The 25250-nt window shown below is 66.3% G+C and carries 23 protein-coding genes; 14 read left to right on the top strand and 9 right to left on the bottom strand.

From position 1 onward, the window contains the following. Nucleotides 1–54 precede the first annotated feature (54 nt). Entirely contained in the window at nt 55–930 is an 876-nt protein-coding gene (locus tag EUB48_RS13080) for an amidohydrolase family protein (RefSeq protein WP_142819534.1), read from the top strand. A gap of 53 nt (nt 931–983) precedes the next feature. Here EUB48_RS13080 and EUB48_RS13075 read toward each other — a convergent pair whose 3' ends face one another. The 3 genes from EUB48_RS13075 to EUB48_RS13065 all read right to left on the bottom strand — a co-directional run bounded on the left by EUB48_RS13075 (nt 984) and on the right by EUB48_RS13065 (nt 4555). Continuing rightward, nucleotides 984–1964, bottom strand: a complete 981-nt coding sequence (locus tag EUB48_RS13075; protein ID WP_142819533.1) for a Bug family tripartite tricarboxylate transporter substrate binding protein — start codon at nt 1962–1964, stop codon at nt 984–986. Between the two features lie 83 nt (nt 1965–2047). Then, entirely contained in the window at nt 2048–3637 is a 1590-nt protein-coding gene (gene garD / locus EUB48_RS13070; protein ID WP_142819532.1) for a galactarate dehydratase, read from the bottom strand. A gap of 84 nt (nt 3638–3721) precedes the next feature. Continuing rightward, entirely contained in the window at nt 3722–4555 is an 834-nt protein-coding gene (locus tag EUB48_RS13065; RefSeq protein ID WP_142819531.1) for an NAD-dependent epimerase/dehydratase family protein, read from the bottom strand. Between the two features lie 86 nt (nt 4556–4641). On the opposite strand from EUB48_RS13065, the gene EUB48_RS13060 reads away from it, so the two are divergent. The 4 genes from EUB48_RS13060 (at nt 4642) to EUB48_RS13045 (ending at nt 9376) form a co-directional block, all read left to right on the top strand. Then, nucleotides 4642–5478 carry a FadR/GntR family transcriptional regulator gene (locus EUB48_RS13060; RefSeq protein ID WP_142819530.1) on the top strand — a complete coding sequence of 279 codons (837 nt, stop codon included), beginning with the start codon at nt 4642–4644 and terminating at the stop codon, nt 5476–5478. Nucleotides 5479–5601: 123 nt separating this feature from the next. After that, nucleotides 5602–6513 (top strand): 5-dehydro-4-deoxyglucarate dehydratase, encoded by a 912-nt coding sequence (kdgD, locus tag EUB48_RS13055; protein WP_142819529.1) that lies wholly within the window; start codon nt 5602–5604, stop codon nt 6511–6513. Further along, complete coding sequence (gene gudD / locus EUB48_RS13050; protein WP_142819528.1) at nt 6510–7862, top strand: glucarate dehydratase; 1353 nt, start codon at nt 6510–6512, stop codon at nt 7860–7862. Before kdgD ends, gudD begins: the two co-directional genes overlap by 4 nt. Nucleotides 7863–7939: 77 nt before the next feature. Beyond that, on the top strand, nt 7940–9376 hold the full coding sequence (locus EUB48_RS13045) for an aldehyde dehydrogenase family protein (protein WP_142819527.1): 1437 nt from the start codon (nt 7940–7942) through the stop codon (nt 9374–9376). A gap of 81 nt (nt 9377–9457) precedes the next feature. Here EUB48_RS13045 and EUB48_RS13040 read toward each other — a convergent pair whose 3' ends face one another. From EUB48_RS13040 to EUB48_RS13025, 4 genes are all read right to left on the bottom strand, one after another. Next, nucleotides 9458–11038 carry a glycine betaine ABC transporter substrate-binding protein gene (locus EUB48_RS13040; protein WP_142819526.1) on the bottom strand — a complete coding sequence of 527 codons (1581 nt, stop codon included), beginning with the start codon at nt 11036–11038 and terminating at the stop codon, nt 9458–9460. Nucleotides 11039–11079: 41 nt separating this feature from the next. Next, nucleotides 11080–12192, bottom strand: a complete 1113-nt coding sequence (locus tag EUB48_RS13035) for a 5-methyltetrahydropteroyltriglutamate--homocysteine S-methyltransferase (protein WP_142819525.1) — start codon at nt 12190–12192, stop codon at nt 11080–11082. A 110-nt stretch (nt 12193–12302) separates the two neighbouring features. Then, nucleotides 12303–13259, bottom strand: coding sequence for a PDR/VanB family oxidoreductase (locus tag EUB48_RS13030; protein ID WP_210411629.1), 957 nt, complete (start codon nt 13257–13259; stop codon nt 12303–12305). A gap of 5 nt (nt 13260–13264) precedes the next feature. Beyond that, nucleotides 13265–14299 carry an aromatic ring-hydroxylating dioxygenase subunit alpha gene (locus EUB48_RS13025; RefSeq protein ID WP_142819523.1) on the bottom strand — a complete coding sequence of 345 codons (1035 nt, stop codon included), beginning with the start codon at nt 14297–14299 and terminating at the stop codon, nt 13265–13267. A 229-nt stretch (nt 14300–14528) separates the two neighbouring features. Between EUB48_RS13025 and EUB48_RS13020 the strand changes: the two genes are divergently transcribed. The 8 genes from EUB48_RS13020 (at nt 14529) to EUB48_RS12985 (ending at nt 22047) form a co-directional block, all read left to right on the top strand. Further along, entirely contained in the window at nt 14529–15293 is a 765-nt protein-coding gene (locus tag EUB48_RS13020; RefSeq protein ID WP_142819522.1) for a GntR family transcriptional regulator, read from the top strand. Between the two features lie 171 nt (nt 15294–15464). After that, nucleotides 15465–16640, top strand: a complete 1176-nt coding sequence (locus tag EUB48_RS13015; protein ID WP_142819521.1) for an ABC transporter substrate-binding protein — start codon at nt 15465–15467, stop codon at nt 16638–16640. Nucleotides 16641–16676: 36 nt separating this feature from the next. Then, nucleotides 16677–17549 (top strand): branched-chain amino acid ABC transporter permease, encoded by an 873-nt coding sequence (locus tag EUB48_RS13010; RefSeq protein ID WP_142819520.1) that lies wholly within the window; start codon nt 16677–16679, stop codon nt 17547–17549. Then, nucleotides 17549–18529, top strand: a complete 981-nt coding sequence (locus EUB48_RS13005; RefSeq protein WP_142819519.1) for a branched-chain amino acid ABC transporter permease — start codon at nt 17549–17551, stop codon at nt 18527–18529. Before EUB48_RS13010 ends, EUB48_RS13005 begins: the two co-directional genes overlap by 1 nt. Beyond that, nucleotides 18526–19368 (top strand): ABC transporter ATP-binding protein, encoded by an 843-nt coding sequence (locus EUB48_RS13000; RefSeq protein ID WP_142819518.1) that lies wholly within the window; start codon nt 18526–18528, stop codon nt 19366–19368. Before EUB48_RS13005 ends, EUB48_RS13000 begins: the two co-directional genes overlap by 4 nt. Beyond that, complete coding sequence (locus tag EUB48_RS12995; protein WP_142819517.1) at nt 19361–20089, top strand: ABC transporter ATP-binding protein; 729 nt, start codon at nt 19361–19363, stop codon at nt 20087–20089. Before EUB48_RS13000 ends, EUB48_RS12995 begins: the two co-directional genes overlap by 8 nt. A gap of 29 nt (nt 20090–20118) precedes the next feature. After that, entirely contained in the window at nt 20119–21102 is a 984-nt protein-coding gene (locus EUB48_RS12990; RefSeq protein ID WP_142819516.1) for a tripartite tricarboxylate transporter substrate binding protein, read from the top strand. A gap of 27 nt (nt 21103–21129) precedes the next feature. Then, nucleotides 21130–22047, top strand: a complete 918-nt coding sequence (locus tag EUB48_RS12985) for an NAD(P)-dependent oxidoreductase (RefSeq protein ID WP_142819515.1) — start codon at nt 21130–21132, stop codon at nt 22045–22047. A gap of 63 nt (nt 22048–22110) precedes the next feature. Here the strand turns inward: EUB48_RS12985 and EUB48_RS12980 are convergent, their stop codons facing one another. Continuing rightward, nucleotides 22111–23052, bottom strand: a complete 942-nt coding sequence (locus EUB48_RS12980; protein WP_142819514.1) for a 2-hydroxyacid dehydrogenase — start codon at nt 23050–23052, stop codon at nt 22111–22113. Nucleotides 23053–23058: 6 nt separating this feature from the next. Then, complete coding sequence (locus EUB48_RS12975) at nt 23059–23967, bottom strand: LysR substrate-binding domain-containing protein (protein ID WP_142819513.1); 909 nt, start codon at nt 23965–23967, stop codon at nt 23059–23061. A gap of 253 nt (nt 23968–24220) precedes the next feature. Here EUB48_RS12975 and EUB48_RS12970 point away from each other — a divergent pair, with 253 nt between their 5' ends. Then, nucleotides 24221–25249: an amidohydrolase family protein gene (locus EUB48_RS12970; RefSeq protein ID WP_142819512.1), complete on the top strand. Its 1029-nt coding sequence runs from the start codon at nt 24221–24223 to the stop codon at nt 25247–25249. Nucleotide 25250: the final 1 nt, after the last annotated feature.

Genomic DNA, 25250 nt, shown 5'->3' with positions numbered 1-25250 from the left:
ACTGGCTTTTGATAAGGGTTTACCCAGGCATTCATCGAACTTCAGGAGACCGATATGGATTACAGGAATCTCGTTGCCATCGACACCCATACCCACCTCGAGGTGTCGTGCCGCAACCCCTTCGACAACTACGGCGAAGAGTACGACCGCGCGGCCGACAAATACTTCCGCTCCAGCCGTCGCCCGACGATGGATGAAACAATAGCCTACTACCGCGAGAAGAAGATCGGCTTCGTCAACTTCACGGTGGACGCCGAAACGCAGATGGGCCGGCGCCGCATCCCCAACGAGGAGATTGCCGAGGCGGCACTCGCGAACAGCGACATCATGATCGCCTTCGGCAGCATCGATCCGCACAAGGGAAAAATGGGCGCACGCGAAGCCCGCAAGCTGATCGAGGAGTATGGCGTCAAGGGCTTCAAGTTTCACCCGACGGTGCAGGGCTTCGAGCCGCAGGACCGCATGGCCTGGCCGATCTACGAAGTCATCAACGAGTACCAGCTGCCCGCCGTCTTCCACAGCGGCCACTCGGGCATCGGCAGCGGCATGCGCTGCGGCGGCGGCCTGCGGCTGCAGAACTCGAATCCGATGCTGCTGGAGGACGTCGCCATCGCGTTCCCCGACATCCAGATCATCATCGCCCACCCGTCGTGGCCGTGGCAGGACGAAGCCATCTCGCTGGCGATGCACAAGCCCAACATCTGGATCGACCTGTCGGGCTGGAGCCCGAAGTATTTTCCGCCGCAACTGGTGCAGTACGCGAACACGCTGCTCAAGGACCGCATCCTGTTCGGCAGCGACTACCCGCTCATCACGCCGGACCGCTGGATGAAGGACTTCGAGGAGGCCGGCTTCAAGCCCGAGGTGAAGCCCGGCATCCTCAAGGACAATGCGGTGCGGCTGCTGGGGCTGGATCAGCCGGCAGCCTGATCGCTACAGAATCAATAGCGTGATGTGAGGGCCCCATCTGGGTCAGAGGCCGTTTATTCCAGCTTGAGATTCGCGGCCTTGATCACCTGGGCCCACTTGTCGACCTCGGCCTTCTGGAACGCGGCGAACTGATCGGCCGTCAGGTTCCCCGGCTGCATGCCCAGACCCTTGAGTCGGTCCTGCATTTCGGGTGTCTTCAAGATCTTGTCGATCTCGTTGTGCAGGCGCTCCACCAGCGGCTTGGGTGTGCCGGCGGGCGCGAAGATGCCTTGCCACGACACCACCTCGAAACCCGGCACGCCCGACTCGGCGATGGTGGGCACGTTGGGCATGGAGTCCAGGCGCCTGGCCGAGCTGACGGCGATCGCGCGCAGCGTGCCGCTCTGGATGTACGGGCCGGCCACCACCGTGGTGTCGAACATCATGTCGACCTGGCCGCCGATCAGGTCCTGGATCGCCGGGCCGCTGCCCTTGTACGGCACATGGACGAACTTCGTGCCCGACTTGTAGGCCAGCAGCTCCAGCGTCATGTGCTGCGAGGTGCCATTGCCGGCGGAGGCCGACGAAATGGTGCCGGGCTTGGCCCGGGCCGCGGCCAGCACGTCCTGCAGCGTCTTGAAGGGGCTGTCCTTGCGCACGATCAGCACCACCGGGTTGGAGCCGATCAGGATGATGGGCGTGAAGGACTTGACCGGGTCGTAGCCGAGCTTGGGGTACAGGCTCACATTGATGGCGTGCGAGCTGATGGTGCCGCCCAGCAGGGTGTAGCCATCGGGCGCCGCGCGCGCCGCGACTTCCGATCCCACGCTGCCGCCGGCGCCGCCGCGGTTTTCGATCACGATCGTGGTGCCCAGGGCTGCGCCCAGTTTTTGCCCGATCAGACGCCCGAGGATGTCGGTGGTGCCGCCCGCGGGAAAGGGCACGATGTAGCTGATGGGCTTGGTGGGCCAGTTGCCTTGGGCGAATGCGGGCGCGCCGGCCATGCTGGCGGTGAGCGACGCGAGCGCGGTGTGAATCAGGGTGCGGCGTTTCATGGGATATCTCTCCAGTCGTTGGTGGTAAAAAAGCAGTGCAGCGCTTGTGGAATCTTCACAAGGCGCTATTGTTTATGTAGCATTCAGGTCACGGGCCCCGGATTGAACAGCACCAGCGCGTTGTGCAGCTTCCAGTGCTCGGCCCAGGTTTTCTTGGTGCCGCTCGCGACCTCGAGCATGAGGCGGAACAACTCCCAGCCCACCTCTTCGATGCTGGCGGAGCCGTCGGCGATACGCCCCGCATTCACATCCATCAGGTCGTGCCAGCGCCGTGCGAGGTCGCTGCGCGTGGCCACCTTGATGACCGGCACCTGCGCCAGCCCGTAGGGGGTACCGCGCCCGGTCGTGAACACGTGCAGATTGATGCCGGCCGCCAGCTGCAGCGTGCCGCAGATGAAGTCGCTGGCCGGCGTGGCGGCGAAGATCAGGCCCTTCTTCCTCACCTTCTCGCCGGGCGCGAGCACGCCCGAGATCGGGGCGCTGCCGGACTTGACGATCGAGCCCATGGCCTTCTCGACGATGTTGGACAGGCCGCCCATCTTGTTGCCGGGCGTGGTGTTGGCGCTGCGGTCGGCGTGCCCCTTTTGCAGGTAGGCGTCGTACCAGGCCATCTCGCGGATCATGGCCGCGGCCACCTCGGGCGTAGCCGCGCGCGCGGTCAGCTGGTCGATGCCGTCGCGCACCTCGGTCACTTCCGAGAACATCACGGTGGCGCCGGCCCGCACCAGCAGGTCGGTGCAAAAGCCGACCGCGGGGTTGGCCGTCACGCCGCTGAACGCATCGCTGCCGCCGCACTGCACGCCCACCACCAACTCGCTGGCCGGCACGGTTTCGCGCCGGCGCGCGTTCAGGCGCTCCAGGTGTTCCTCGGCCTGGCGCATGATGGACTCGACCATCGACATGAAGCCCACATGCGCCTCGTCCTGCAGGCAGACCACGTCGAGTCTGGCATCCGCGTTGACGCCGACATCGGCCACGCTGTTCTCGTCCACGAGCGCGATGGTGCCGGGCGGCATGAGGCGCCTGGGCTGCAGCTTCTCGCAGCCCAGGCTGACCAGCATCACCTCGCCGCCGAAGTTCGGATTCAGGCTGATGTTGCGCAGCGTGCGGATCGGGATGGTCGCGCCGGGTGCATCGATCGCGACGCCGCAGCCGTAGCCGTGCTCCAGCGCCACCACGTCGTCGACGTGGGGAAAGCGGGGCAACAGCTCGGCCTTGATGCGCTGCACGGCGAACGCGGTCACGCCGGCCACGCACTGCACGGTCTGGGTGATCGCCAGGATGTTGCGCGAGCCCACCGAGCCGTCGGCATTGCGATAACCCTCGAAGGTGTAGCCCTCGAGCGGGGGCATCGCGGGCAGCTTGGCGGTGGCGATCGGCAGGCCTTCGAGCGAGCGTGCCGCGGGCATCTCGAGCAGGCGCTCGTGCACCCAGCTGCCCGCCGGAACGTCGCGCGTCGTGCGCCCGATCACCACGTTGTAGCGCCGCACCGGCGTGCCGGCCGGCAGGTCGAGCAGCGCGACCTTGTGACCCTGCGGCACCTTGTCGATGAGCTTGAGGCCTGATGCAAACACGGTGCCTGCCGGCAGGCCGCCGTCGTTGGCGACGATCGCGACGTTGTCGTGCTTGTGCATGGTGATGTACAGCGGCGGCGAACTCGAGGGGGCTGTCATGGTGGTCTTTCGCTTAGTGGTTGTGTGGGGCGCTTTCGGCCCGGTCGCCCCGGCAGGCCGCAAGAAAATGGCGGCGAATTTTCCTCATTCGAACGGACCTTGCGCGGTAAAGGCTCCGCCCTGGTAGAGGGCGTTCGGGTCGGTGGGCGCGACCGGCGGCTGCGCCTCGATCTTGTCGCGGAACACCTCCGACGTGTCCTGCGCCGCGAAGCCCAGCAGTGCAGCGGCGCCGTTGTCCCACCACACATCGCGGTTCGCCGACATGCCGTACACCACCGTGTGCCGCACGCCCGGTGTGAAGAGCGACTTCCCGATCAGCGTGGTGAGGTCGCGGTAGCTGAGCCAGGTGCTCATCATGCGGCGGTTGGCCGGCTCCGCAAACGAGGAGCCGATGCGGATGCTCACCGTCTCGATGCCCCAGCGGTCGAAGTAGAACTGCGCGACGTCCTCGCCAAACGACTTCGACAGCCCGTAGTAGCCGTCGGGGCGCTTCAGCGCATGGGCATCGATGCGCTCGCTCTGCCTGTAGAAGCCGATCACGTGGTTGGAGCTGGCGAACACGACACGCTTCACGCCATGCCGGCGCGCGCCTTCGTAGATGTGGAACACGCCCTTGATGTTGGCCTCGAGGACTTCCTCGAAAGGCCGTTCCACCGAGACGCCGCCCAGATGCACGATGGCGTCGCAGCCCGCCACCAGCGCGTCGACGGCGCCCCTGTCGGCCAGGTCGCAGGGCACGACCTCTTCATGTGCCCCTTGTGCCGGGGCGAGCGCCGCGACGTCGGACAGCCGCAATACGTTCGCGCACGGGCGAAGGCTTTCGCGCAGCACCTTGCCCAGGCTGCCGGCGGCGCCGGTCAGCAGCAGGCGATCAAACCGGTGAGCCGTGGTTGTTTGGGAATCGGAGGAAGTTGGCATGGTCGGCCCGTTCTCAGGAAGCATGGACTGAGTAGAAAAACAAGTTATAAGTTGTCGTACAACAAGTTGCGTATTATGATGACAATATGATGTCATCAGTTGCGGGTAAACCCTTGATTCATGAACCGACGGTGAAAATCGCGGCAGAGGCTGACGCGCACGGGTTGCCGGATGGCTTCGTGGGTCGGCCGCGCCAGCGTGCACGCGGGCTGGCGCATGGTCTGGTGGATGACCTGAGCGGGCGGATTCGCGACGGCGCCTTGCGTCCAGGCGACAAGTTGCCGACGGAGTCCGAGATCATGCGTGCCTTTGGCGTCAGCCGGACCGTGGTGCGCGAGGCCCTGTCCAAACTGCAGGCGGCGGAGCTGGTCGAAACACACCATGGGGTGGGCACGTTCGTGCTGCAGCCGCGCGCCGGCGGAATGTTCCGGCTGGACCCGGGCGAGATCGCGACCTCGGTCGACGTACTCGCGGTGCTCGAGCTGCGCATCAGCCTTGAGACCGAGTCGGCCGGGCTGGCCGCCAGCCGCCGCACCGAGGAGCAACTGCTGGTGATGCGCCAGGCGCTCGACGAATTCGAGCGCAACGTGGGGGTGGCGGGGGACACGGTGGCGCCGGATTTCCGCTTTCACCTGCAGATTGCCCAGTCGACCGGCAACCCGTATTTCGCCGACATCATGAGCCACCTGGGCACCACCATCATTCCGCGCACGCGCATCAGCGCCATTCGGAACTTCGAGCGTGGCGGCGCCTATCTGAGCCGGGTCAACCGTGAGCACGAAGAGATCTATGCGGCGATTGCCCGGCGCGACCCCGAGTCGGCCCGGGCCGCGATGCGCATTCACCTGACCAATAGCCGCGAGCGGCTGCGCATGGCGCAGGAGGAGGCACAGAAGGTGGCTGCCGGCGCCGCTTCACCCTGAAGAGAACGGTTTTTTCTGGACAACTCGTCTTTATAGTTATACGATGACGTACCACTTGATAGTGCGCCGGCACTGGGCGCTTCAAACACTTTCCTTTCTGCTTTTTCTTCCCTGAACGTCACCATGAATCCGCAAGAACTCAAGACCATCATGGGCTCCGGCCTGCTCTCCTTCCCGTTGACCGATTTCGACAGCAACGGTGACTTCGACCGCAGGGGCTACAGCGAGCGCCTCGAATGGCTCATGCCTTACGGCGCCAGTGCGCTGTTCGCCGCGGGTGGCACGGGGGAGTTCTTCTCGCTGACCGGCGACGAGTACCCCGGCATCATTCAGACGGCGGTCGATACCTGCCGCGGCAAGGTGCCGATCATCGCGGGCGCCGGCGGTCCGACACGCTTCGCCATCCAGTGCGCGCAGGCCGCAGAAAAGGCCGGCGCGCACGGCATCCTGCTGATGCCGCACTACCTCACCGAAGCGGGGCAGGAAGGCCTGGCCGCGCACGTCGAGGAGGTCTGCAAGAGCGTGAAGTTCGGCGTGATCGTCTACAACCGCGCCAACAGCCGGTTCAAGCCCGAAACCCTGGCCCGGCTGGCGCAGCGCAACCCGAATCTGGTCGGTTTCAAGGATGGCGTGGGCGACATCGAAGCGATGGTGTCGGTGTATCAGCGCATGGGCGATCGTTTCGCCTACCTGGGCGGCCTGCCGACGGCCGAGGTCTATGCCGCGGCCTACAAGGCGCTCGGCACGCCGGTGTATTCGTCGGCCGTCTTCAACTTCATTCCGAAGACCGCGATGGATTTCTACCATGCGGTCGCGGCCGACGACCTGCCCACGCAGCACCGCCTGCTCAAGGACTTCTTCATGCCCTATCTTGAGCTGCGCAACCGCATGCAGGGCTATGCCGTGAGCATCGTCAAGGCAGGCGCAAAGATCGTCGGCCACGGCGCCGGTCCGGTGCGCGCGCCGCTCACCGACCTGAAGCCGGGCGAGGTCGAAACGCTCAAGATGCTGATCGACCAGCTCGGCCCGCAATGAATTCCGCCAACCGCACCATGCACGCGAAGACGCCCGTCGTTGTCGCCATGCGCGTGATCCCGGTCGCGGGCCGCGACAGCATGCTGATGAACCTCAGCGGCGCGCATGGCCCGTTCTTCACGCGCAACCTGTTGATCCTCACCGACAGCGCCGGCCACACCGGCGTGGGCGAGGTGCCGGGCGGCGAGAAGATCCGCCAGACGCTGCAAGACGCGCACGACCTGGTCGTCGGCCAGCCGATCGGACGCTACAACGCGGTGCTGAACAGCATGCGCAGCGCGTTCGCGGGCCGCGACAGTGGCGGGCGCGGGCAGCAAACCTTCGACCTGCGCGTGGCCATCCATGCGGTGACGGCCGCCGAGGCCGCTCTGCTCGACCTGCTGGGTCAGTTCCTGGAGGTGCCGGTGGCGGCGCTGCTCGGCGAAGGCCAGCAGCGCGATGCCGTGCAGATGCTCGGCTACCTGTTCTACGTGGGCGACCGCAAGAAGACCGACCTGCCGTACCAGAGCGAGCCCGGTGCCGACAGCGACTGGTTCCGCCTGCGCCACGAAGAGGCGATGACGCCCGAGGCGATCGTGCGTCTGGCCGAGGCCGCGCAGGCGCGCTATGGATTTGCCGACTTCAAGCTCAAGGGCGGCGTGCTGCGCGGCGAGGAGGAGGTCGAGGCGATCCGTGCGCTGCACGCGCGTTTTCCGCAGGCGCGCGTCACGCTCGACCCGAACGGCGGCTGGCTGCTTGCCGATGCGGTGCGCCTGTGCCGCGACCTGCATGGCGTGATGGCGTATGCCGAGGACCCGTGCGGCGCCGAAGGCGTGTTCTCGGGCCGCGAGGTGATGGCCGAGTTCCGCCGTGCGACCGGATTGCCGACCGCGACCAACATGGTCGCCACCGACTGGCGCGAGATGGTGCACAGCCTGTCGCTGCAGTCGGTCGACATTCCGCTGGCCGATCCGCATTTCTGGACCCTGCAGGGCGCGGTGCGCGTGGCGCAGCTGTGCCAGGCCTGGGGGCTGACCTGGGGCTCGCACTCGAACAATCATTTCGACGTGTCGCTGGCGATGTTCACGCACGTGGCCGCGGCGGCACCCGGCCGGGTCACGGCCATCGATACGCACTGGATCTGGCAGGACGGCCAGCGCCTGACGAAGGCGCCGTTGCAGATCGAGGGCGGCTACGTGAAAGTGCCGACGCGTGGCGGCCTGGGTGTGGAGCTCGACATGGACGAGGTCGAGAAGGCGCACCAGCTCTACCTGCAGCACAGCCTTGGCGCGCGCAACGACGCGCAGGCCATGCAATACCTGATGGCCGGCTGGCAATTCGACAACAAGCGTCCCAGCCTGGTGCGTTGACACGCCAACCTGCAACTCCTTGCCGAAGCGCCCCCCTGCTTCGGCCTCCGATTTCCCCCACATCAAGGATTCAAGCCATGCAACAACACGACAACCTGATCGGCGGCGAATGGACGCCGGGCCACACCTACAGCCCGAACCTGAACCCCTCCAACCTTGGCGACACCATCGCGGGGTACACCCAGGGCGATGCCAGTCACGTCCGAGCCGCCGTGGCCGCCGCGACCGCAGCCTTCCCGGCCTGGGCCACCGGCAGCATCCAGGCGCGCTGCGACGCGCTGGACAGAATCGGCACTGAGATACTTGCCCGCAAGGAGGAGCTCGGCACCCTGCTGGCGCGCGAAGAGGGCAAGACCCGCGCGGAGGGCATCGGCGAGGCGGCCCGCGCCGGGCAGATCTTCAAGTTCTTCGCCGGCGAATGCCTGCGCCTTACGGGTGAGACCGTACCGTCGGTGCGCCCCGGCATTGGTGTCGAGATCACGCGCGAGCCGGTCGGCGTGGTCGGCCTCATCACGCCGTGGAACTTCCCGATCGCGATTCCGGCCTGGAAGATCGCGCCGGCGCTGGCCTATGGCAACTGCGTCGTCCTGAAGCCCGCCGACCTGGTGCCGGGCTGCGCCTGGGCGCTGGCCGAAATCATCAGCCGCTCGGGCATTCCGGCCGGCGTGTTCAACCTCGTGATGGGCCGCGGCAGCGTGATCGGCAATGCGCTGGTGAATCACCCGGGCGTCCACGCGATCAGTTTCACCGGCTCGGTCGAGGTCGGGCGCGGCATCGCGGTGCAATGCGTGACGAATCACAAGAAGGTGCAGCTGGAGATGGGCGGCAAGAACCCGCAGGTGGTGCTGGACGACGCCGATCTGGCGCAGGCGGTCGAGCTCAGCGTGCAAAGCGCGTTTTATTCGACCGGCCAGCGCTGCACCGCATCCAGCCGCCTCATCGTCACCGAAGGCATCTACCCGAAGTTCATCGCCGCGATGCAGGAACGCATGGCCAGAATCAAGGTCGGCGATGCGCTGGCGCAGGGGACCGACGTCGGCCCGGTCTCGAGCCAGAGCCAGCTCGAGCAGAACCTGGGCTACATCGAGATCGGCAAGGGCGAAGGCGCGACCCTGGCGGGTGGCGGCGAGCGCCTGAAGCTTGGCACCGAAGGTTTCTACATGTCGCCCGCGCTGTTCAGCGAATCCGTCGCGTCGATGCGCATCAACAAGGAAGAAATCTTCGGTCCGGTGGCCAGCGTGATCCGCGTGAAGAACTACGAAGAGGCGCTGGCCATGGCCAACGACACCGAGTTCGGCCTGTCCGCCGGCATTGCAACGACCAGTCTGAAGTACGCGACGCACTTCAAACGCCATAGCCAGGCCGGCATGGTGATGGTCAATTTGCCGACCGCCGGCGTCGACTACCACGTGCCCTTTGGCGGGCGCAAAGCTTCGAGCTACGGTCCGCGCGAGCAGGGCCGGTACGCGCAGGAATTCTTCACGACGGTGAAGACGGCTTACACGCTGGCGTAGCCGGCCGGGAACGGGGTGCTATTTAGTTGATAGCACAATGCCATTGTCCTGAAAGGGCTTCAGGCACATTTTGCTTGAAATTCAGGCCCTGCGCCGCCGTATCATCCGCTCGATCACCTCGAACAGTGCCTCGCTCAGCAGCGCCAGCACGGTGGCGGGCAGGGCACCCGCGAGCAGCAGTTGATCGTCATTCAGGGCCAGGCCGGTGACGATGCGCTCGCCGTAGCCACCGGCGCCGATGAAGGCGGCGATGGTCGCGGTGCCGATCGCGATCGAGGTGGCGGTGCGCACGCCGGCCAGGATGGTCGGCAGCGCCAGCGGCAGCTCGACGTAGCGCATGCGCTGGCGCGCCGTCATGCCGAGCGCCTGGCCCGCGAGCCGCAGGCCCTGCGGCACCTCGGCGAGTCCCGTCGTAGTGTTGCGCATGATGGGCAGCAGCGCGTACAGCATCAGCGCGAGCAGCGCGGGCATCACGCCGATCACGCCCATCAGTGAAATCAGCGCGGCCAGCATGGCCAGCGAGGGCACGGTTTGCAGCAGGCCGGTGGCGCCGAGCACGAGCGCGCGCAGGCGCGGATGGGGAAACACCAGCACCGCCAGCGGGATGGCGAGCAGCACGGCCACGGCCACCGAAATCGCCACCAGCGCCAGGTGCTGCCAGGTCAGTCGCGCCAGGTCGGGCCCGAACAGCTTGGCCCAGAAGCCGCGCCGCGCCGCGTCGGGGGCATTGCCGGTTGCAGCCACGGCTCCAGTGGCCTTGCTCGTCAGGTAATCGCGGGCAATCACATCGAACGCCACGCCCTGCAACTCAGCCCGCGCGTTCATCGCGATCATGGCGCGCTCGTCGATGCTGCCGGCCAGCGTCTGCAGCGCCGCCCAGGCCTTCGGAAAGCGCGTGGGCACGTCCAGCCGGTACAGCACCACGGCGTCGTAGCGCGGAAAGTAATGCAGGTCGTCCTGCAGCACGCGCAGGCCGAGCTGGGCGATCTTGGCATCGGTGGTGTAGATGTCGATCACGTCCACCTGCTTTTGCGCCAGCGCGGTGTAGGCCAGGCCGTGGTCCAGGCCGGTCGGCGCCTGCGTGAAGCCGTAGCGCTGCGCCAGACCCTTCCAGCCATCGGCGCGGCCGATGAACTCGTTGGACAGTCCCAGCTTCAACTCGGGATGCTGCGCCAGATCGCTCAGCGACACGATGTGCAGGCGCTGCGCCTGCGCATCGCGCATGGCCAGCGCATAGCCGTCGTTGAAGCCCAGTGGAATGGCAACGCCCAGGCCCAGCGGTGCCAGGGCCTGGTTCATGGCGTGCATCGACATCGGCTCAGTGCTTTTGAGGATCTCCAGGCTGATGGTGCCCGCGTACTCCGGGTACAGATCGATGTTGCCCGAGCGCAGCGCCTCGTAGACGATGGCCGTGTTGCCCAGCCCTTGCAGCACCGTCGGGGATTTGCCGGTGCGTGCCGCGACCGTCTGCGCCAGCACCTGCGCCAGGATGTAGGACTCGGTGAAGCGCTTGGAGCCGATGCGCAGCAGATCGTTGGGGGCGTCGGCCGCGAAGGCGAGCGTACTGGCGCCGACCAATCCGCAGGCGATGCAGCAGGCCGCAAGCCCTCGCAGCCGCTGCCACAGGCGCGGAGTGTTGAAGGCGTAGCGTCGGCGGGTCATGCCGCTAGTATCGCCTTCCTCCCTGTCGTGTCAGCGCCGCCTCAGGCCGTGCCCCAAACTTCCCGTGCCGTCTCCACCACGAGACGCAGCTTGGCGCGCTGCGCCTCCACGGCAATGTCGTTGCCATGCACGGTGCTGCTGAAGCCGCATTGCGGTGACAGCGCCAGTTGCTCCAGCGGCGCGTATTTGGCGGCTTGTTCGATGCGGCGTTTCAGGTCGTCCTTGTCCTCGAGCTGGCCGAACTTGGTGGTCACCAGGCCCAGCACCACGGTCTTGCCCTTGGGCAGGTAGCGCAGCGGCTTGAAGTCGCCGCTGCGCTCGTCGTCGTACTCCATGAAGTAGGCGTCCAGGTTCATTTCGCGCAGCAGCGCTTCAGCCACCGGCTCGTAGTTGCCGGCCGCCGCGTGCGTGCTCTTGAAATTGCCGCGGCACAGGTGCATGGCCAGCAGCATGCCGGCGGGCTTTTGCGCCACCACCTTGTTGATGAAGGCGGCGTAGCGGTGCGGCAGCTCGTTCGGGTCGTCGCCGCGCTGGCGCGCTGCTTCGCGCATCTTCTCGTCGCACAGGTAGGCCAGGTTGGTGTCGTCCATCTGCACGTAGGTGGCGCCCGCGGCGGCCAGCGAGCGCAGCTCGTCGCCATAGGCGTTCGCCACGTCGTCGTAGAACGCCGGGTCGAGCTCCGGATACGCCTGGCGGCTGATGCCGGCGCGCCCGCCGCGAAAGTGCAGCATGGTGGGCGAGGGAATGCAAACCTTGGGCGTGTTGCCCGGGGATACCTGGCTCTTGAGGTACTGGAAGTCGGCCAGCTGGATGTTCTTCACGTGCCGCACCTTGTCCACCACGCGCATCACGGGCGGGGCCAGTTCCTGAGTGCCGTCCGGCTTTTGAATAGTGACCGGGATGTCGGTCTTCACGCCGCCGAGCTGGTCCAGAAAGTCGATATGGAAGTAGGTGCGGCGGAACTCGCCGTCGGTGATGCTTTTCAGGCCCACGTCTTCCTGGAACTTGACGATCTCGGTGATGGCCTTGTCCTCTACGGTGCGCAGTTGCTCGGGGGTGATCGCACCCTTGGCCTTTTGCTCGCGCGCCTCGAGCAGGTATTTGGGGCGCAGAAAGCTGCCAACGTGGTCATAGCGGGCGGGGAGCTGGGTCATACCGTTTTCCTCAAAGTTGTGTTTGTTCGAGCGCGTATGTTAGGACACGCCAAGGCGTTTTGTGTGCCGGCCGGGATATGACCCGGACCACGACAGAGACTTCCGCCGTGTCACAAATCAAGCACCAGCGTTTTACTCCTGGCGCGCGAGCAGCACGGGGTGAACTGGTCATTGCTGGCATGCTCTTCATCCGTGAAGTACATGTCCCGGTGGTCCGGCTCCCCCTCCAGCACGCGCGTGATGCAGGTGCCGCAAACGCCCTGCTCGCAGGAGGTGAGGATCTCGATTCCGTTGTCCTTCAAGACCTGGATGATGGTTTTGTCCGGGGCGACGACATAGGATTTCCCGGTGCTCGCGATCCTGACTTCAAAACCGGTGTCGCCGGAGGTGTCCTGCGCCGCCCCGCTGAAATATTCCAGATGGATCTGATCGCCCGGCCAGCCCCTGGCCTTGGCCGTGTTGATGACGTAGTCGATGAAGCCGCCCGGGCCGCAGACGTAAAGCTGGGTGTCGGGCGCCTGCGCCGCGAGAATCGCGTCCAGATCCATCTTTTGCTCGGGCGCGCCCGCATCGAAGTGGAATTGAACCTGGCTTGAGAACCGCGAGGCGCCGATGTACTCGCGAAACGCGGTGCGCTCCATGGAGCGCGTGCAGTAGTGCAGCGTGAAGTCCGCACCGATCTGCGCCAGCCGCTCGGCCATGCACAAGAGCGGCGTCACGCCGATGCCGCCCGCAAACAGCAGCGAGCGCCGGGCGTGCTTGAGCGGGAAGTGATTTTTGGGCTCACTGATCTGGATCACATCGCCCTCGTTCACCGCGTCGTGCATGGCCACCGAGCCGCCACGTGAGCCCGCATCGCGCAGCACGGCAATGCGGTAGCGGTGCTGCTCGACGGAGGCATTGCACAGCGAGTACTGGCGCGTCAGCCCGCCGGGGGTCTGCACGTCGATGTGCGAGCCGGCGCTGAACGCCGGCAAGGGCGCGCCATCCGCGCGCGCCAGCTCGAAACTGACAATGTCCTGCGCTTCCTGTGTTTTTTTGACGACCTTGACGGCAATGGTTTCCATGGCGTTCACCGATCGGCTTCCTGCGCGATGAGGCGGTCCAGAATGCGCCGCGACTGCACGCCGCCCGCATCGATGTTGAGCATCAGCAGGCGGCGCTCGGGATACTGTGCGATGTTTTCCTGCTGCGCCTCGAGGACGGCCAGGTCCTCCGCGAAGACCTTGGCCTGGCCGTCGCGGATCGCGGCAGTGAGCGCTTCATCCTTGGGGTTGAAGTTGCGTGCCATGCCCCAGAAATACCACATCGACGTTTCTGTTTCGGGTGTGCAAAAGTCCACCACGATGCTGTACACCTTGTCTTTCGCGTCCGCGTGGTAGCCGCCCTTGCCGGCGTGGGCGACGCCGACTTCGATCATGACGTGGCAGGGCGGCGTGAAGCGCGAGATCTGCCAGCGGTCGACCGGAACGTCGTCGGCCAGGTTGTTGCCGCGCAGGTTCGCGCGCCAGAAGGGCGGCGGCATGACGTTTTCCATGAAACGGCTGGTGGTGACGATATCGCCTTCCAGCTTGGTGGTGACGGGGGCCTCGTCGATTTCGTTCTGCCCGATGCTGGTGGTGTGCACATAGGCCTCGTGGGTCAGGTCCATGAGGTTGTCGATCATCAGGCGGTAGTTGCAGTTGATGTGGTACAGGCCGCCGCCATAGGCCCACTCGGGGTTCTGCGCCCATTCGAGATGGTGGATCTTCGCGGGGTCCGCCAGTTTGTCGTCGCCGGTCCAGACCCAGATGAAGCCATAGCGCTCCACCACCGGAAAAGTGCGCGTGCGCGGAAAGCCCTGCACGCGCTGGCCGGGCATGGAGACGGTCTTGCCGTCGCAGCCCACCCGCAGTCCGTGGTAGCCGCACATCAGGCTGCCGTCGTCGCAGACCTTGCCCAGCGAGAGTCGCGCGCCGCGGTGCGGGCAGAAATCTTCGAGAGCCGCGACCTTACCGTCCGGGCCGCGGAAAAAAACGATCTTCTCGCCGCAAATCTGCCGCCCCAGCGGCTTGTCGGCGATTTCGGCCGGCGTACAGGCGACGTACCAGGCGTTCTTGGGAAACATGTCTTGCTCCAGGGAAAGTGTGAAACCATCAGGGCCGTCCCTGCACAAAGGCCGGGGGAGGCCGCGGTGCACGATGGATTTGCGCCGCAATTATGCTTCGATGCTCAATGAATGTATACAGAAAATCAAAAATATCCTGAAAAATCGCATCATATCGCCTAGTTTGATTGATTTATGTATACAATGAAGGTCAACCAACACCCCCTCAAGCCACGTCCTACTTCTCTTCATGGATGCAACCAGTCCGATCACGACCGATGTCCCTGAGGCAGCTACTTCGCAGGCCGTGAAGGCCCAGTTGCGCCTGCGCGAGATGATCCTGGCGGGCGAGTTGCCGGGCGGCGCGCGGATTGCCGAACTGGCCATCGTCGAGAAGCTGGGTGTCTCGCGCACCCCCATCCGGGCTGCGCTGATGCGGCTGGAACAGGAGGGCCTGCTCGACGCGCTGCCCAACGGCGGCTACGCCGTGCGCACCTTCTCCGAGCGCGACGTGTCCGAGGCCATCGAGCTGCGCGGCACGCTGGAGGGCCTGTCGGCGCGACTGGCGGCCGAGCGCGGCGTGGCTCCCAAGCTGCTCGCCGCGGCGCGTGAGTGCCTGGACCGGATCGACGCCGTGCTGAGCCAGCCCGCGCTCGATGACGAGGCGTTCTCGAACTACGTGGCCCTGAACCGGACGTTCCACGCCCTGGTGGGCGACATGGCCGGCAGCAGCGTCATCGCGCGCGAACTCGAGCGCGTCGTGAGCCTGCCGTTTGCCTCGCCCTCGGGCTTTGTCGTGCAGCAGGCGAATTCACCGCAGGCGCGCGACATGCTGGTCGTGGCGCAGGACCAGCACCGGCAGGTGCTCGATGCGATCGCCGCGCGCGAAGGCTCGCGCGCCGAAGCCATCATGCGCGAGCACTCGCGCATCGCCCAGCGCAACTTGCGCGAAGCTCTCGAAAACCGGCAGCTCGATCAGATGCCGGGCGTGCAGCTGATCCGCACGCGGGCCTGAAATGCGGGGCTGCCACGCTGGCGTTATCGCAATTTGCTATAACAAGTAGTCGCAAATTGGCCTTGCCAGCGCGCCGATCTGTCGTGATAGTGCGGTGCGGGTTTGATCCGATGGCGCCAATGTGTCGAACAAGCGACGATTCCCATGACCCGATTCACCCTGGAGACACCCATGAAAAAAAGAGTATTTCTCAGCGCAACTGCTCTGGTGGCCATGTCGCTGCCATCGCTCAGTGCGCTGGCGCAGAGCAACACCTTCAAGATCGGCCTGATCCTGCCCATGACCGGGCAGCAGGCATCGACGGGGCGCCAGGTCGAGGCAGGGGTGCGCCTGTACATGGCGCAAAACGGTGGCACGGTGGCGGGCAAGAAAATCGAGCTGATCGTCAAGGACGACACCAGCCTGCCCGACGTGACCAAGCGCCTGGCGCAGGAGCTGGTGGTGAACGACAAGGTCAACGTGCTGGCCGGCTTCGGCATCACGCCGTCGGCGCTGGCCACGGCGCCGATTGCCACGCAGTCCAAGACCCCTGAAGTGGTGATGGCTGCGGCCACCTCGAGCATCACCGAGGCCTCGCCCTACATCGTGCGCACCAGCTTCACCTTGCCGCAGGTCTCGGTGGCGCTGGCGGACTGGGCGCCGAAGAACGGCATCACGAAGGTCGTCACCTTGGTCAGCGACTACGGCCCCGGCATCGATGCCGAGAAATACTTCAAGGAACGCCTGACCTTCAACGGCGGGCGCGTCATCGACTCGCTGCGTGTGCCGCTGCGCAACCCGGACTTCGCGCCATTCCTGCAAAAGGTGCGCGACGAAAATCCGGATGCGCTGTTCGTGTTCGTGCCCTCGGGCGCGGGCGCCGCGGTCATGAAGCAGTTTCTCGAGCGCGGCATGGGCAAGGCGGGCATCAGGCTGATCGCCACCGGCGACGTGACCGATGACGACCAGCTCAACGACATGGGCAATGGCGCTCTGGGCGTCGTGACCTCGCACCACTATTCCGCGGCCCACCCGTCGGCCATGAACAAGAAGTTTGTCGCCGCTTTTGGTGCCGCCAACAAGGGCATGCGCCCCAACTTCATGGCCGTGGGCGGCTATGACGGCATGCATGTGATCTATGAAGCGCTCAAGAAGACCAAGGGGCAGGGCGGCGGCGATGCACTGCTGGCCGCGATGAAAGGCCAGATTTTCGAGAGCCCGCGCGGCCCGATCTATATCGATGCGCAGACCCGCGATATCGTGCAGAACGTTTACCTGCGCAAGGTCGAAAAGGTCGACGGCCAGCTCTACAACGTCGAGTTCGACGTGATCAAGGACGTCAAGGATCCGGGCAAGAGCAAAAAGTAAACAGGAAGTGACGTTGCGCGTCCCCTCCCTCCAGACGTGATCACCATTCTCTTTGACGGCATTGCCTACGGCATGCTGCTGTTCGTGCTCGCCGTCGGCCTGGCGGTGACGCTGGGCCTGATGAACTTCATCAACCTGGCGCACGGCGCCTTTGCCATGGCCGGGGGCTACATCACGGTGCTGCTGATGCAGCGCCTGGGCGTGCCGTTCCTGTGGTGCCTGCTGCTGGCCTTCGTGCTGGTCGGCCTGCTCGGCGCGCTGCTGGAGCGCACGCTGTACCGCCCGATGTACAGCAAGCCGCAACTCGACCAGGTGCTGTTTTCCATCGGGCTGGCCTTCATGGCAGTGGCGGGGGTCGACTACTTCATGGGCTCGAGCCAGCAGAATGTGCAGCTGCCCGAATGGCTGAGCGGGCGCACCGAGATCGGCCACGGCGCCTGGATGCTGGGCATGGGGCACTACCGGCTGTTCATCATCGTGCTGTGTGCGGCGCTCACCGTGGTGCTGCAGCTGCTGCTGTCGCGCACGCGTTTCGGCAGCCGCCTGCGCGCGGCCGTCGATGACCCGCGCGTGGCCGCCGGCCTGGGCATCAACGTCAACGTGGTGTTCCTGCTGACGTTCGCGGTGGGCTCCGGGCTGGCGGGCCTGGGCGGTGCGCTGGGCGCCGAAATCCTGGGACTGGATCCGACCTTTCCGCTCAAGTACATGATCTACTTCCTGATCGTGGTGTCGGTCGGCGGCACCTCATCCATCACCGGGCCGCTGATGGCCGCGCTGCTGCTGGGCATTGCCGATGTGGCGGGCAAGTACTTCATTCCCACGCTGGGCGCTTTCATCGTCTACACGCTCATGATCCTGATTCTGATGTGGCGGCCCGAAGGCCTGTTCACGCGCAAGGGAGGCAAGTGATGCCGCCCCTGTCACCCCGCGACGCCCGCGCCGAGTTGCTGCAACTGTCGCGCTGGCGGGCGTGGGAGCCGCTGGTGTGGCTGCTGGCGTTTGCCGCGCCGTGGCTGCTGCCCAGCCAGGCGCTGATGATCAACGAGATCGCCATCGTGGCGCTGTTCGCCGTCTCGCTGGACCTGATCCTGGGCTACACCGGCATCGTCTCGCTCGGCCATGCGGCGTTCTTCGGCTTTGGCGCCTACGCGGGCGCGCTGTTCGCCAAGCTCGTTATGCCCGACCCGGTGGTCGGCCTGCTGGTGGCGATGGCGCTGTCGGCGCTGCTGGGCGCGCTGTGCAGCGTCACCATCCTGCGCGGCACCGACCTGACCCGCCTGATGGTCACGCTGGGCATCGCCCTGATCCTGCTGGAGCTGGCCAACAAGCTGGACTGGCTCACCGGCGGCGCCGACGGCCTGCAGGGCGTGATCCTCGGCCCGGTGCTGGGCCGGTTTGAATTCGACCTGTCCGGGCGCACCGCCGCCTGGTATTCGCTCTCGGTGCTGCTGCTGCTGTTCCTGGTGCTGCGCCGGCTCGTCAACTCGCCCTTTGGCGCTACGCTCAAGGCCATCCGCGACAACCGCCTGCGCGCCATGGCCATCGGCATTCCGGTGCGCTCGCGCCTGGTGGTGATCTACACCGTGGCCGCCGCCGTGGCCGGTGCCGCCGGCGCCCTGCTGGCGCAGACCACGGGCTTTGCTTCGCTCGATGTGCTGGCCTTCGACCGCTCGGCCGACGTGCTCTTGATGCTGGTGATCGGCGGGGTCGGCTGGCTGTACGGCGGCATTGCCGGCGCCATCGTGTTCAAGCTGCTGCAGGACAACCTGTCCTCCATCACGCCGCAGTACTGGATGTTCTGGATCGGCCTGATCCTGGTGCTGCTGGTGCGCGTCGGGCGCGAGCGTTTGCTGCGCCCGTGGACCTGGTGGCGAAGGAGCGGCTCATGAGTGGCGTGAATTCCGCGCACCCCGAGGTCGTGCTGTCGGCCCAGGGCCTGGTCAAGCGCTTTGGCGGCATCACGGCCACCAGCAACGTCACGCTGAACCTGCACCGCGGCGCGCGCCATGCGCTGATCGGCCCCAACGGCGCCGGCAAGACGACGCTGATCAACCTGCTCACCGGCGTGCTGCAGCCGTCCGAGGGACGCATCGTGCTGGAGGGCCAGGACATCACGCAGCTGGCGCCGCACCAGCGCGTGCGCCGCGGCATGGTGCGCACCTTCCAGATCAACCAGCTGTTCGACTCCATGACGCCGCTGCAGACGCTGGCGCTCGTGATTTCTCAACAAAAAGGACTGGGAGCCCAATGGTGGCATGCGCTTGGTGCTAGTAAAGATGTAGCACAGCGGGCCCAGCAGCTGCTTGAACAATTTCACCTTGCCGACGTGCAGAACCAGCCTACGCAGGTGCTGGCCTATGGCAAACGCCGTCTGCTGGAGATTGCCATCGCGCTGGCCTGCGAGCCGCGTGTGCTGCTGCTCGACGAGCCGGTGGCGGGCGTGCCGGCGGGCGAGCGCGAGGAACTGCTGCAGACCGTGGCGGCACTGCCCGCCGACGTCTCGGTGCTGCTGATCGAGCACGACATGGACCTGGTCTTCAGCTTCGCCAGCCGCATGACGGTGCTGGTCAACGGCGCAGTGCTGACCGAGGGCGACCCCGAGCAGATTGCCAGCGACCCGCAGGTCAAGGCCGTGTACCTGGGGCATGGGGAGGAGGCGGCGAGGGTCCCCTCGGGGGGCAGTGCAGTACACGAAGTGACAAGCGTGGGGGCCGATCGACATGCCTGAACTGCTCAAAGTAGAGAACCTGAGCGCCGGCTACGGCGAAGCCGTGGTGCTGCAAAACGTGTCGCTGGCGCTCGATGAAGGCCACACGCTGGCGCTGCTGGGGCGCAACGGCACCGGCAAGACCACCCTGATCAACACCCTGGCCGGCGCCACACGCCAGCATGGCGGCAGCATCCAGCTCGGCAACGTCGCCCTGCACCAACTGGCGCCGTACCGGCGCGCGGCCGCGGGTATCGGCTGGGTGCCGCAGGAGCGCAATATTTTCAAGTCGCTCACGGTGCACGAAAACCTGACGGCGGTGGAGCGGGCCGGTCGGGCCGGCAGCACGGCGCGGCGCTGGACGCCCGAGCGCGTGTACGAAATGTTCCCGCGCCTGGCCGAGCGCAAGACCAACCTGGGCACGCAGCTGTCGGGTGGCGAGCAGCAAATGCTGGCCGTGGGCCGCGCGCTGGCGCTGAACCCGCGGCTGCTGCTGCTCGACGAGCCGCTTGAGGGGCTGGCACCGATCATCGTGGAAGAGCTACTGCGCGCGATCCGGCGCATCACGCGTGAGGAGGGCCTGTCGGCCATCATCGTCGAGCAGCATCCGCAGGCCATCCTGGCGATTTCCGACCGCGCCGTGGTGCTGGACCGCGGCACGGTCGTGCATGCGGGCACGGCGCAGGAACTGCGCGAGCGCCCCGAGTTGCTGGACAGGTTGCTGGGCGTGGCGCGCGCTTGAGGCGGCGCCAGTACCATCGCAGCATCGATATGAAGCGCCGCAGTATCCTCCAGGCCACTGCGGCAGCGCTGGCAGCATCGGCGTTGGCGCCTGGCGCGGCCCGCGCGGCAGCCTGGCCCAGCCGGCTCATCAAGATCGTCGTACCGTTCGGTCCGGGCGGTGTGGCCGATGTGACGGCCCGCATCGTGGCCAAAAAACTCGGCGAACAACTGCACCAAAGCGTGATCATCGAAAACCGCCCGGGGGCGGGCGGTGTTGTGGCAGGTGAACTGGTGGCCCGGGCCGCGCCTGGCGGCTACACCCTGCTGCTCATGAGCAACGGCACCGCCGTGAGCGAAGGCTTGTTCAGGCACCTGCCGTTCGACGCACAAAAGGATTTCGCCCCGATCTCCACGCTCGGCTTTTTCGATATCGTGCTTGTCGTGCCCGCGGATTCGCGCTTCAAGACGCTGGCGGACCTGCTGGCCTATGCCCGGGCAAATCCCGACAAGCTCAACCTGGGCACCGTGAATATCGGCAGCACGCAGAACCTCGCCGCACAACTGTTCAAGACTACGGCCGGCGTCCATGCGCAGATCGTTCCCTTCAACGCGACCGGCGCGGTCCTCACCGCGCTGCGCAGTGGGCAGATCGACGCCGGGGTGGAAGTGCTCAGTCCGATGATGTCGCAGATCCGCGCGGGAACTCTGCGTGCCCTGGCCGTGATGGGCGAGAAGCGCGCACCCGAACTTCCTCAGGTGCCCACCGTGCGCGAGAGCGGCGGTGCGCTGGCCGGGTTCTACGCCGCCTCGTGGAACGCGCTAGCCGCGCCTGCCAAAACGCCGCCCGCCGTGCTGCAGCGACTGAACCAGGAGGTCGTCGTCGCACTGCAATCGCCCGATGTGATCCACAGCCTGACCCAGATCAACGTTCAGCCCCGGCCCGGCACGCCGGCGCAGTTGGCCGAGCTGCTCGGCAGCGAGATCCGGCGCTGGGGCGGTGTCATCAAGAGTGCCGGAATTCCCCTGCAATAGTCGCGTCAACGTGGAGAGAACCATCGCATGGCACTGCAGCACATCGGCCTGATCGGCTATGGCGAAGTCGGCAAAACGTTTTCGGCGGGGCTGAAAGACAAGCCCGGCGTCGCGGGCACGGGTGCCTGGGACCTGAAGTTCGCCGCCGCGGCGACGCAAGGCCCGGAGCGTGCACATGCGGCGCAGGCCGGCGTCACGGCGCACGATTCGATGGGTGCGCTGTGCGCGGCGAGCGAACTTGTCATCTCCGCCGTGACGGCCTCCAATACCCTGGCGGTGGCGCAGGAGGCCGCGCAGCACATTCGCCCGGGCACCCTGTTTCTGGATCTCAACTCGGCCTCGCCCGGGACCAAGGAGCAATGCGCCGCGCTGATCGACGCCCGCGGGGCGCACTACGTCGAGGCTGGTGTCATGACCTCGGTGCCGCCCTATGGCATCCGGGTGCCGATGCTGCTGGGTGGCGCGCATGCTGCTGCACTGGCCGGCGTGCTCACCGCTTGGGGCATGGACGCCAAGGCCGTGAGCGAGCGGCTCGGCGTGGCCAGCGCGATCAAGATGTGCCGCAGCGTGATGATCAAGGGGCTGGAGGCGCTGGTGATCGAGAGCTACACCACCGCGCGTGCCTATGGCGTGGAAGATCATGTGCTGCCGACCCTGGCCGAAACCTTCCCCAGCATCGACTGGCCAAAGACCGGCGCCTATTTCTTCAGCCGCGTGGTACAGCACGGCCAGCGCCGCGCCGAGGAGATGCGCGAGTCGGCGAACACCGTGCGCGAGGCGGGCTTCGCCCCGCTGATGACGGCCGCCATCGCCGACAAGCAGCAGTGGGTGGCCGACCAGGCGCGCGCGGGCGTGTTCGCGGGCCTTGCGAAGGACGCGCGCTGGCAGGACTATGCGGACAGGCTGATCACGGCGCGCGAGCCGTCTTTGCTATCCAAAAAATAGCTGCATGCGCAGATCTGGCATGGGCTGGCGGCACTTTTCATGTAAATTTCTGCGCGCGGCGGATCACACCGGCGAGAGCACCGGCCGGCCCGCGAAGTGCGCCTGCATGTTGGCAAGGAAGCGTGTGACGGTCGCCTGCACCGCCTCGGGCGAGCGCCCCGCGACGTGTGGCGTGAGCACGATGTTGGACAGCGCGATGAGTTCCTCGGGCCGGTGCGGCTCGCTCTCATAGACGTCGATGCCGGCCGCGCCGAGCCGGCGCTCGCGCAGCACCCGCGCCAGCGCCTGCGTGTCGACCACGCTGCCGCGCGCGATGTTCACCAGCGCCCCCTGCGGGCCGATGGCCTCCAGCACCGCCTCGTTCACCAGGTGCCGCGTGCCGGCGCCGCCGGGCGTGGCCACGACCAGGAAGTCGCACCAGCGCGCCAGCGCCAGCGGGCTGTCGAACCAGGCGTGCGCCGCGTCGCCCCGGCGGTGGCGGCTGTGGTAGCCCACAGTCATGTCGAAGCCGCCGGCGCGCCGCGCGATCTTTTGCCCGATCAACCCGTAGCCCAGGATGCCGAGCCGCTTGCCCGAGACCGAGGGCGCGTAGTCGGGGATCTGGTCGCGCCACACGCCATCGCGGCAGGCGCGGTCCAGCTGCACAATGCCGCGCACGGCCGCGATCAGCAGGCCGAAGGCATGGTCGGCCACGCAGTCGTCGTTGGTGCCGGCGCCGTTCGCCACGACGATGCCGCGCGCTCGTGCGGCCGCCACGTCGACCTGCTCGTAGCCCGCGCCGAGCGCGCAGACCAGCTCCAGCGCGGGCAGGGCGGCGATCTCGGCGCCCGTGAGGCCGATCGGGCCGATGGTCAGCACGGCCCGCACGCGCATGCCGTGGGCCGTGATGGCCTGTGCGCGCAGCGCGGCATCCGGCGCATGGATCACGTCATAGGCGGCGGCGATCTGCGCGAGGTACGGCTGTGGCAGCGGGCACAGGACCAGCAAAGGGATGGTGGGTGTCATGGTGATTCAAGCGGTGGTGAGGACGGTGCCAAGGGTCTCGCGAAGCAGCGCCAGCATGGCCTGCTGCGTCAGTGTGGCAGGGCGCAGCGAGCTGACCGCGAGTGACAGCTCGCTGCGTAGCGACGGCGTGCGGATCGGCCGCGTGATGTAGTTTGACGCCTTGCCCGAGGTGGCCACGGCGTTCATGGACAGCACGGCGCTGCCGGCGCCATCGGCCACCAGGTCCAGGATCGCGGGCACGCCGTCGATCTCCAACGCGATCTGCGGCCGGCAGCCGAGTCGCGCCAGTTCGGACTCGACCAGCATGCGCATGGCGTTGGGCCGGGTCGGGATGACGAGCGGGATTGCCGCCAGCTCGCGCAGCGTGATCGGGGCCGCGCGCGCGCGGCGCGATGCCGGCACCCGGCGCTGCACCAGAAACAGCTCCTCCTGCAGCAGCGCCGTCGCCTCGATGCCCGGCGTCGGCAGGGTGTTGTACAGCAGCGCGATGTCGAGCCGCCCCGTAACCAGCGCTTCGCGCAGTGACACCGACAGGCCTTCGCTGATCGACAGTGCGGCGTCAGGCAGCCGCGAGCGCGCAGCGCGCGTGAGCGGCACCGTCAGCACCTTCGCAATGCTCGGCGGCAGGCCCAGAGCGACCTGGCCGGCCAGCGCGCCGCGTACCCGGCCCAACTCCTCGCGCGCGCGCTCGACCTGGTGCAGGATGCCGCGGCCGTGTTCCAGCAGCAGCTTGCCGGCCTCGGTGGGGCTGGCGCCGCGGCCGTTGCGCACCAGCAGGTTTTGCCGCAGCTCCACCTCGAGCAGCCGCACCTGGCGGCTCAGCGCCGGCTGCGCCACATTCAGTACGACGGAGGCGCGCGTGAAGCTGCCGAGCTCGGCGACCCGCACGAAATACTCGATCTGTTTTAAATCCATAGGAAACGATGGTTGAATGGTCCTCATCCGGCCATGCCTGAATGATATAGCTGCTAGTGACCCCGTCCCCTTCATTTTTGGCGCCCGCGCGACCACAATCGAGCGCATGAAAGCACCGCTTGCGCCATGCCGGGCGGCGGTAAAGGGCAAGGCGGGGATGCGGCCATTCGGCTGCGGGCCCCGCAGGGGGCCCCCGCAAGCGCTATATTGATTTTCTGCTTCAACGATCCATCGACACGGGAAGGACGCGACCATGATCATCGACTGCCACGGCCACTACACCACGGCGCCCAAGGCGCTGGAGAACTGGCGCAACCGGCAAATTGCCGGCATCAAGGACCCGGCCCTCAAGCCCCGCGTGGCGGACCTGCGGATCAGCGACGACGAACTGCGCGAATCGATTGAAACGAACCAGCTCGCCAAGATGAAGGAGCGCGGTTCCGACCTGACCATCTTCAGCCCGCGTGCGAGCTTCATGGCGCACCACATCGGCGACTTCGAGGTGTCACAGGCCTGGGCCGCGATCTGCAACGAACTGTGCTTTCGCGTGTCGCAGCTGTTCCCTGACCACTTCGTCCCGGCCGCGATGCTGCCGCAGTCGCCGGGGGTGGATCCGAAGACCTGCATTCCCGAGCTCGAGAAGTGTGTGAAGGAATACGGCAATGTCGGCATCAACCTGAACCCCGACCCCTCGGGCGGCCACTGGAATTCGCCGCCGCTGTCAGACCGGCACTGGTACCCGATCTACGAAAAGATGGTCGAGTACGACATCCCTGCGATGATCCACGTGAGCACGAGCTGCAACCCGGCCTTCCACACCACGGGCGCGCACTACCTGAACGCCGACACCACGGCCTTCATGCAGTGCCTGACCTCGGACCTGTTCAAGGACTTCCCGACGCTGCGCTTCCTGATCCCGCACGGCGGCGGCGCCGTGCCCTACCACTGGGGCCGATTCCGCGGCCTGGCGCAGGAGCTCAAGAAGCCGCTGCTGTCCGAGCACCTGCTGAACAACATCTTCTTCGACACCTGCGTCTACCACCAGCCCGGCATCGATCTGCTGAACACCGTGATTCCGGTGAAGAACGTGCTGTTCGCCTCGGAGATGATCGGCGCGGTGCGCGGCATCGACCCCGAGACGGGCCACTACTACGACGACACCAAGCGCTACATCGAGGCCTGCAAGATCCTGAGCGGCGCCGACCGCCAGCAGATTTACGAAGGCAACGCGCGCCGGGTGTTTCCGCGGCTGGACGCCGCGCTGAAGGCCAAAGGCCAGTAAC

The organism is Rhodoferax sediminis (assembly GCF_006970865.1).
GTDB lineage: Bacteria > Pseudomonadota > Gammaproteobacteria > Burkholderiales > Burkholderiaceae_C > Rhodoferax_A > Rhodoferax_A sediminis.
Note: the sequence above shows the minus strand (reverse complement) of the source record. Positions and strands in the feature narration are given on the sequence as shown.

Coding starts and splice junctions, on each gene's coding strand:
- EUB48_RS13080 (WP_142819534.1), top strand. CDS start 55: ATGGATTACAGGAATCTCGTTGCCATCGACACCCATACCCACCTCGAG.
- EUB48_RS13075 (WP_142819533.1), bottom strand. CDS start 1,964: ATGAAACGCCGCACCCTGATTCACACCGCGCTCGCGTCGCTCACCGCC.
- garD (WP_142819532.1), bottom strand. CDS start 3,637: ATGACAGCCCCCTCGAGTTCGCCGCCGCTGTACATCACCATGCACAAG.
- EUB48_RS13065 (WP_142819531.1), bottom strand. CDS start 4,555: ATGCCAACTTCCTCCGATTCCCAAACAACCACGGCTCACCGGTTTGAT.
- EUB48_RS13060 (WP_142819530.1), top strand. CDS start 4,642: ATGATGTCATCAGTTGCGGGTAAACCCTTGATTCATGAACCGACGGTG.
- kdgD (WP_142819529.1), top strand. CDS start 5,602: ATGAATCCGCAAGAACTCAAGACCATCATGGGCTCCGGCCTGCTCTCC.
- gudD (WP_142819528.1), top strand. CDS start 6,510: ATGAATTCCGCCAACCGCACCATGCACGCGAAGACGCCCGTCGTTGTC.
- EUB48_RS13045 (WP_142819527.1), top strand. CDS start 7,940: ATGCAACAACACGACAACCTGATCGGCGGCGAATGGACGCCGGGCCAC.
- EUB48_RS13040 (WP_142819526.1), bottom strand. CDS start 11,038: ATGACCCGCCGACGCTACGCCTTCAACACTCCGCGCCTGTGGCAGCGG.
- EUB48_RS13035 (WP_142819525.1), bottom strand. CDS start 12,192: ATGACCCAGCTCCCCGCCCGCTATGACCACGTTGGCAGCTTTCTGCGC.
- EUB48_RS13030 (WP_210411629.1), bottom strand. CDS start 13,259: ATGGAAACCATTGCCGTCAAGGTCGTCAAAAAAACACAGGAAGCGCAG.
- EUB48_RS13025 (WP_142819523.1), bottom strand. CDS start 14,299: ATGTTTCCCAAGAACGCCTGGTACGTCGCCTGTACGCCGGCCGAAATC.
- EUB48_RS13020 (WP_142819522.1), top strand. CDS start 14,529: ATGGATGCAACCAGTCCGATCACGACCGATGTCCCTGAGGCAGCTACT.
- EUB48_RS13015 (WP_142819521.1), top strand. CDS start 15,465: ATGAAAAAAAGAGTATTTCTCAGCGCAACTGCTCTGGTGGCCATGTCG.
- EUB48_RS13005 (WP_142819519.1), top strand. CDS start 17,549: ATGCCGCCCCTGTCACCCCGCGACGCCCGCGCCGAGTTGCTGCAACTG.
- EUB48_RS13000 (WP_142819518.1), top strand. CDS start 18,526: ATGAGTGGCGTGAATTCCGCGCACCCCGAGGTCGTGCTGTCGGCCCAG.
- EUB48_RS12995 (WP_142819517.1), top strand. CDS start 19,361: ATGCCTGAACTGCTCAAAGTAGAGAACCTGAGCGCCGGCTACGGCGAA.
- EUB48_RS12990 (WP_142819516.1), top strand. CDS start 20,119: ATGAAGCGCCGCAGTATCCTCCAGGCCACTGCGGCAGCGCTGGCAGCA.
- EUB48_RS12985 (WP_142819515.1), top strand. CDS start 21,130: ATGGCACTGCAGCACATCGGCCTGATCGGCTATGGCGAAGTCGGCAAA.
- EUB48_RS12980 (WP_142819514.1), bottom strand. CDS start 23,052: ATGACACCCACCATCCCTTTGCTGGTCCTGTGCCCGCTGCCACAGCCG.
- EUB48_RS12975 (WP_142819513.1), bottom strand. CDS start 23,967: ATGGATTTAAAACAGATCGAGTATTTCGTGCGGGTCGCCGAGCTCGGC.
- EUB48_RS12970 (WP_142819512.1), top strand. CDS start 24,221: ATGATCATCGACTGCCACGGCCACTACACCACGGCGCCCAAGGCGCTG.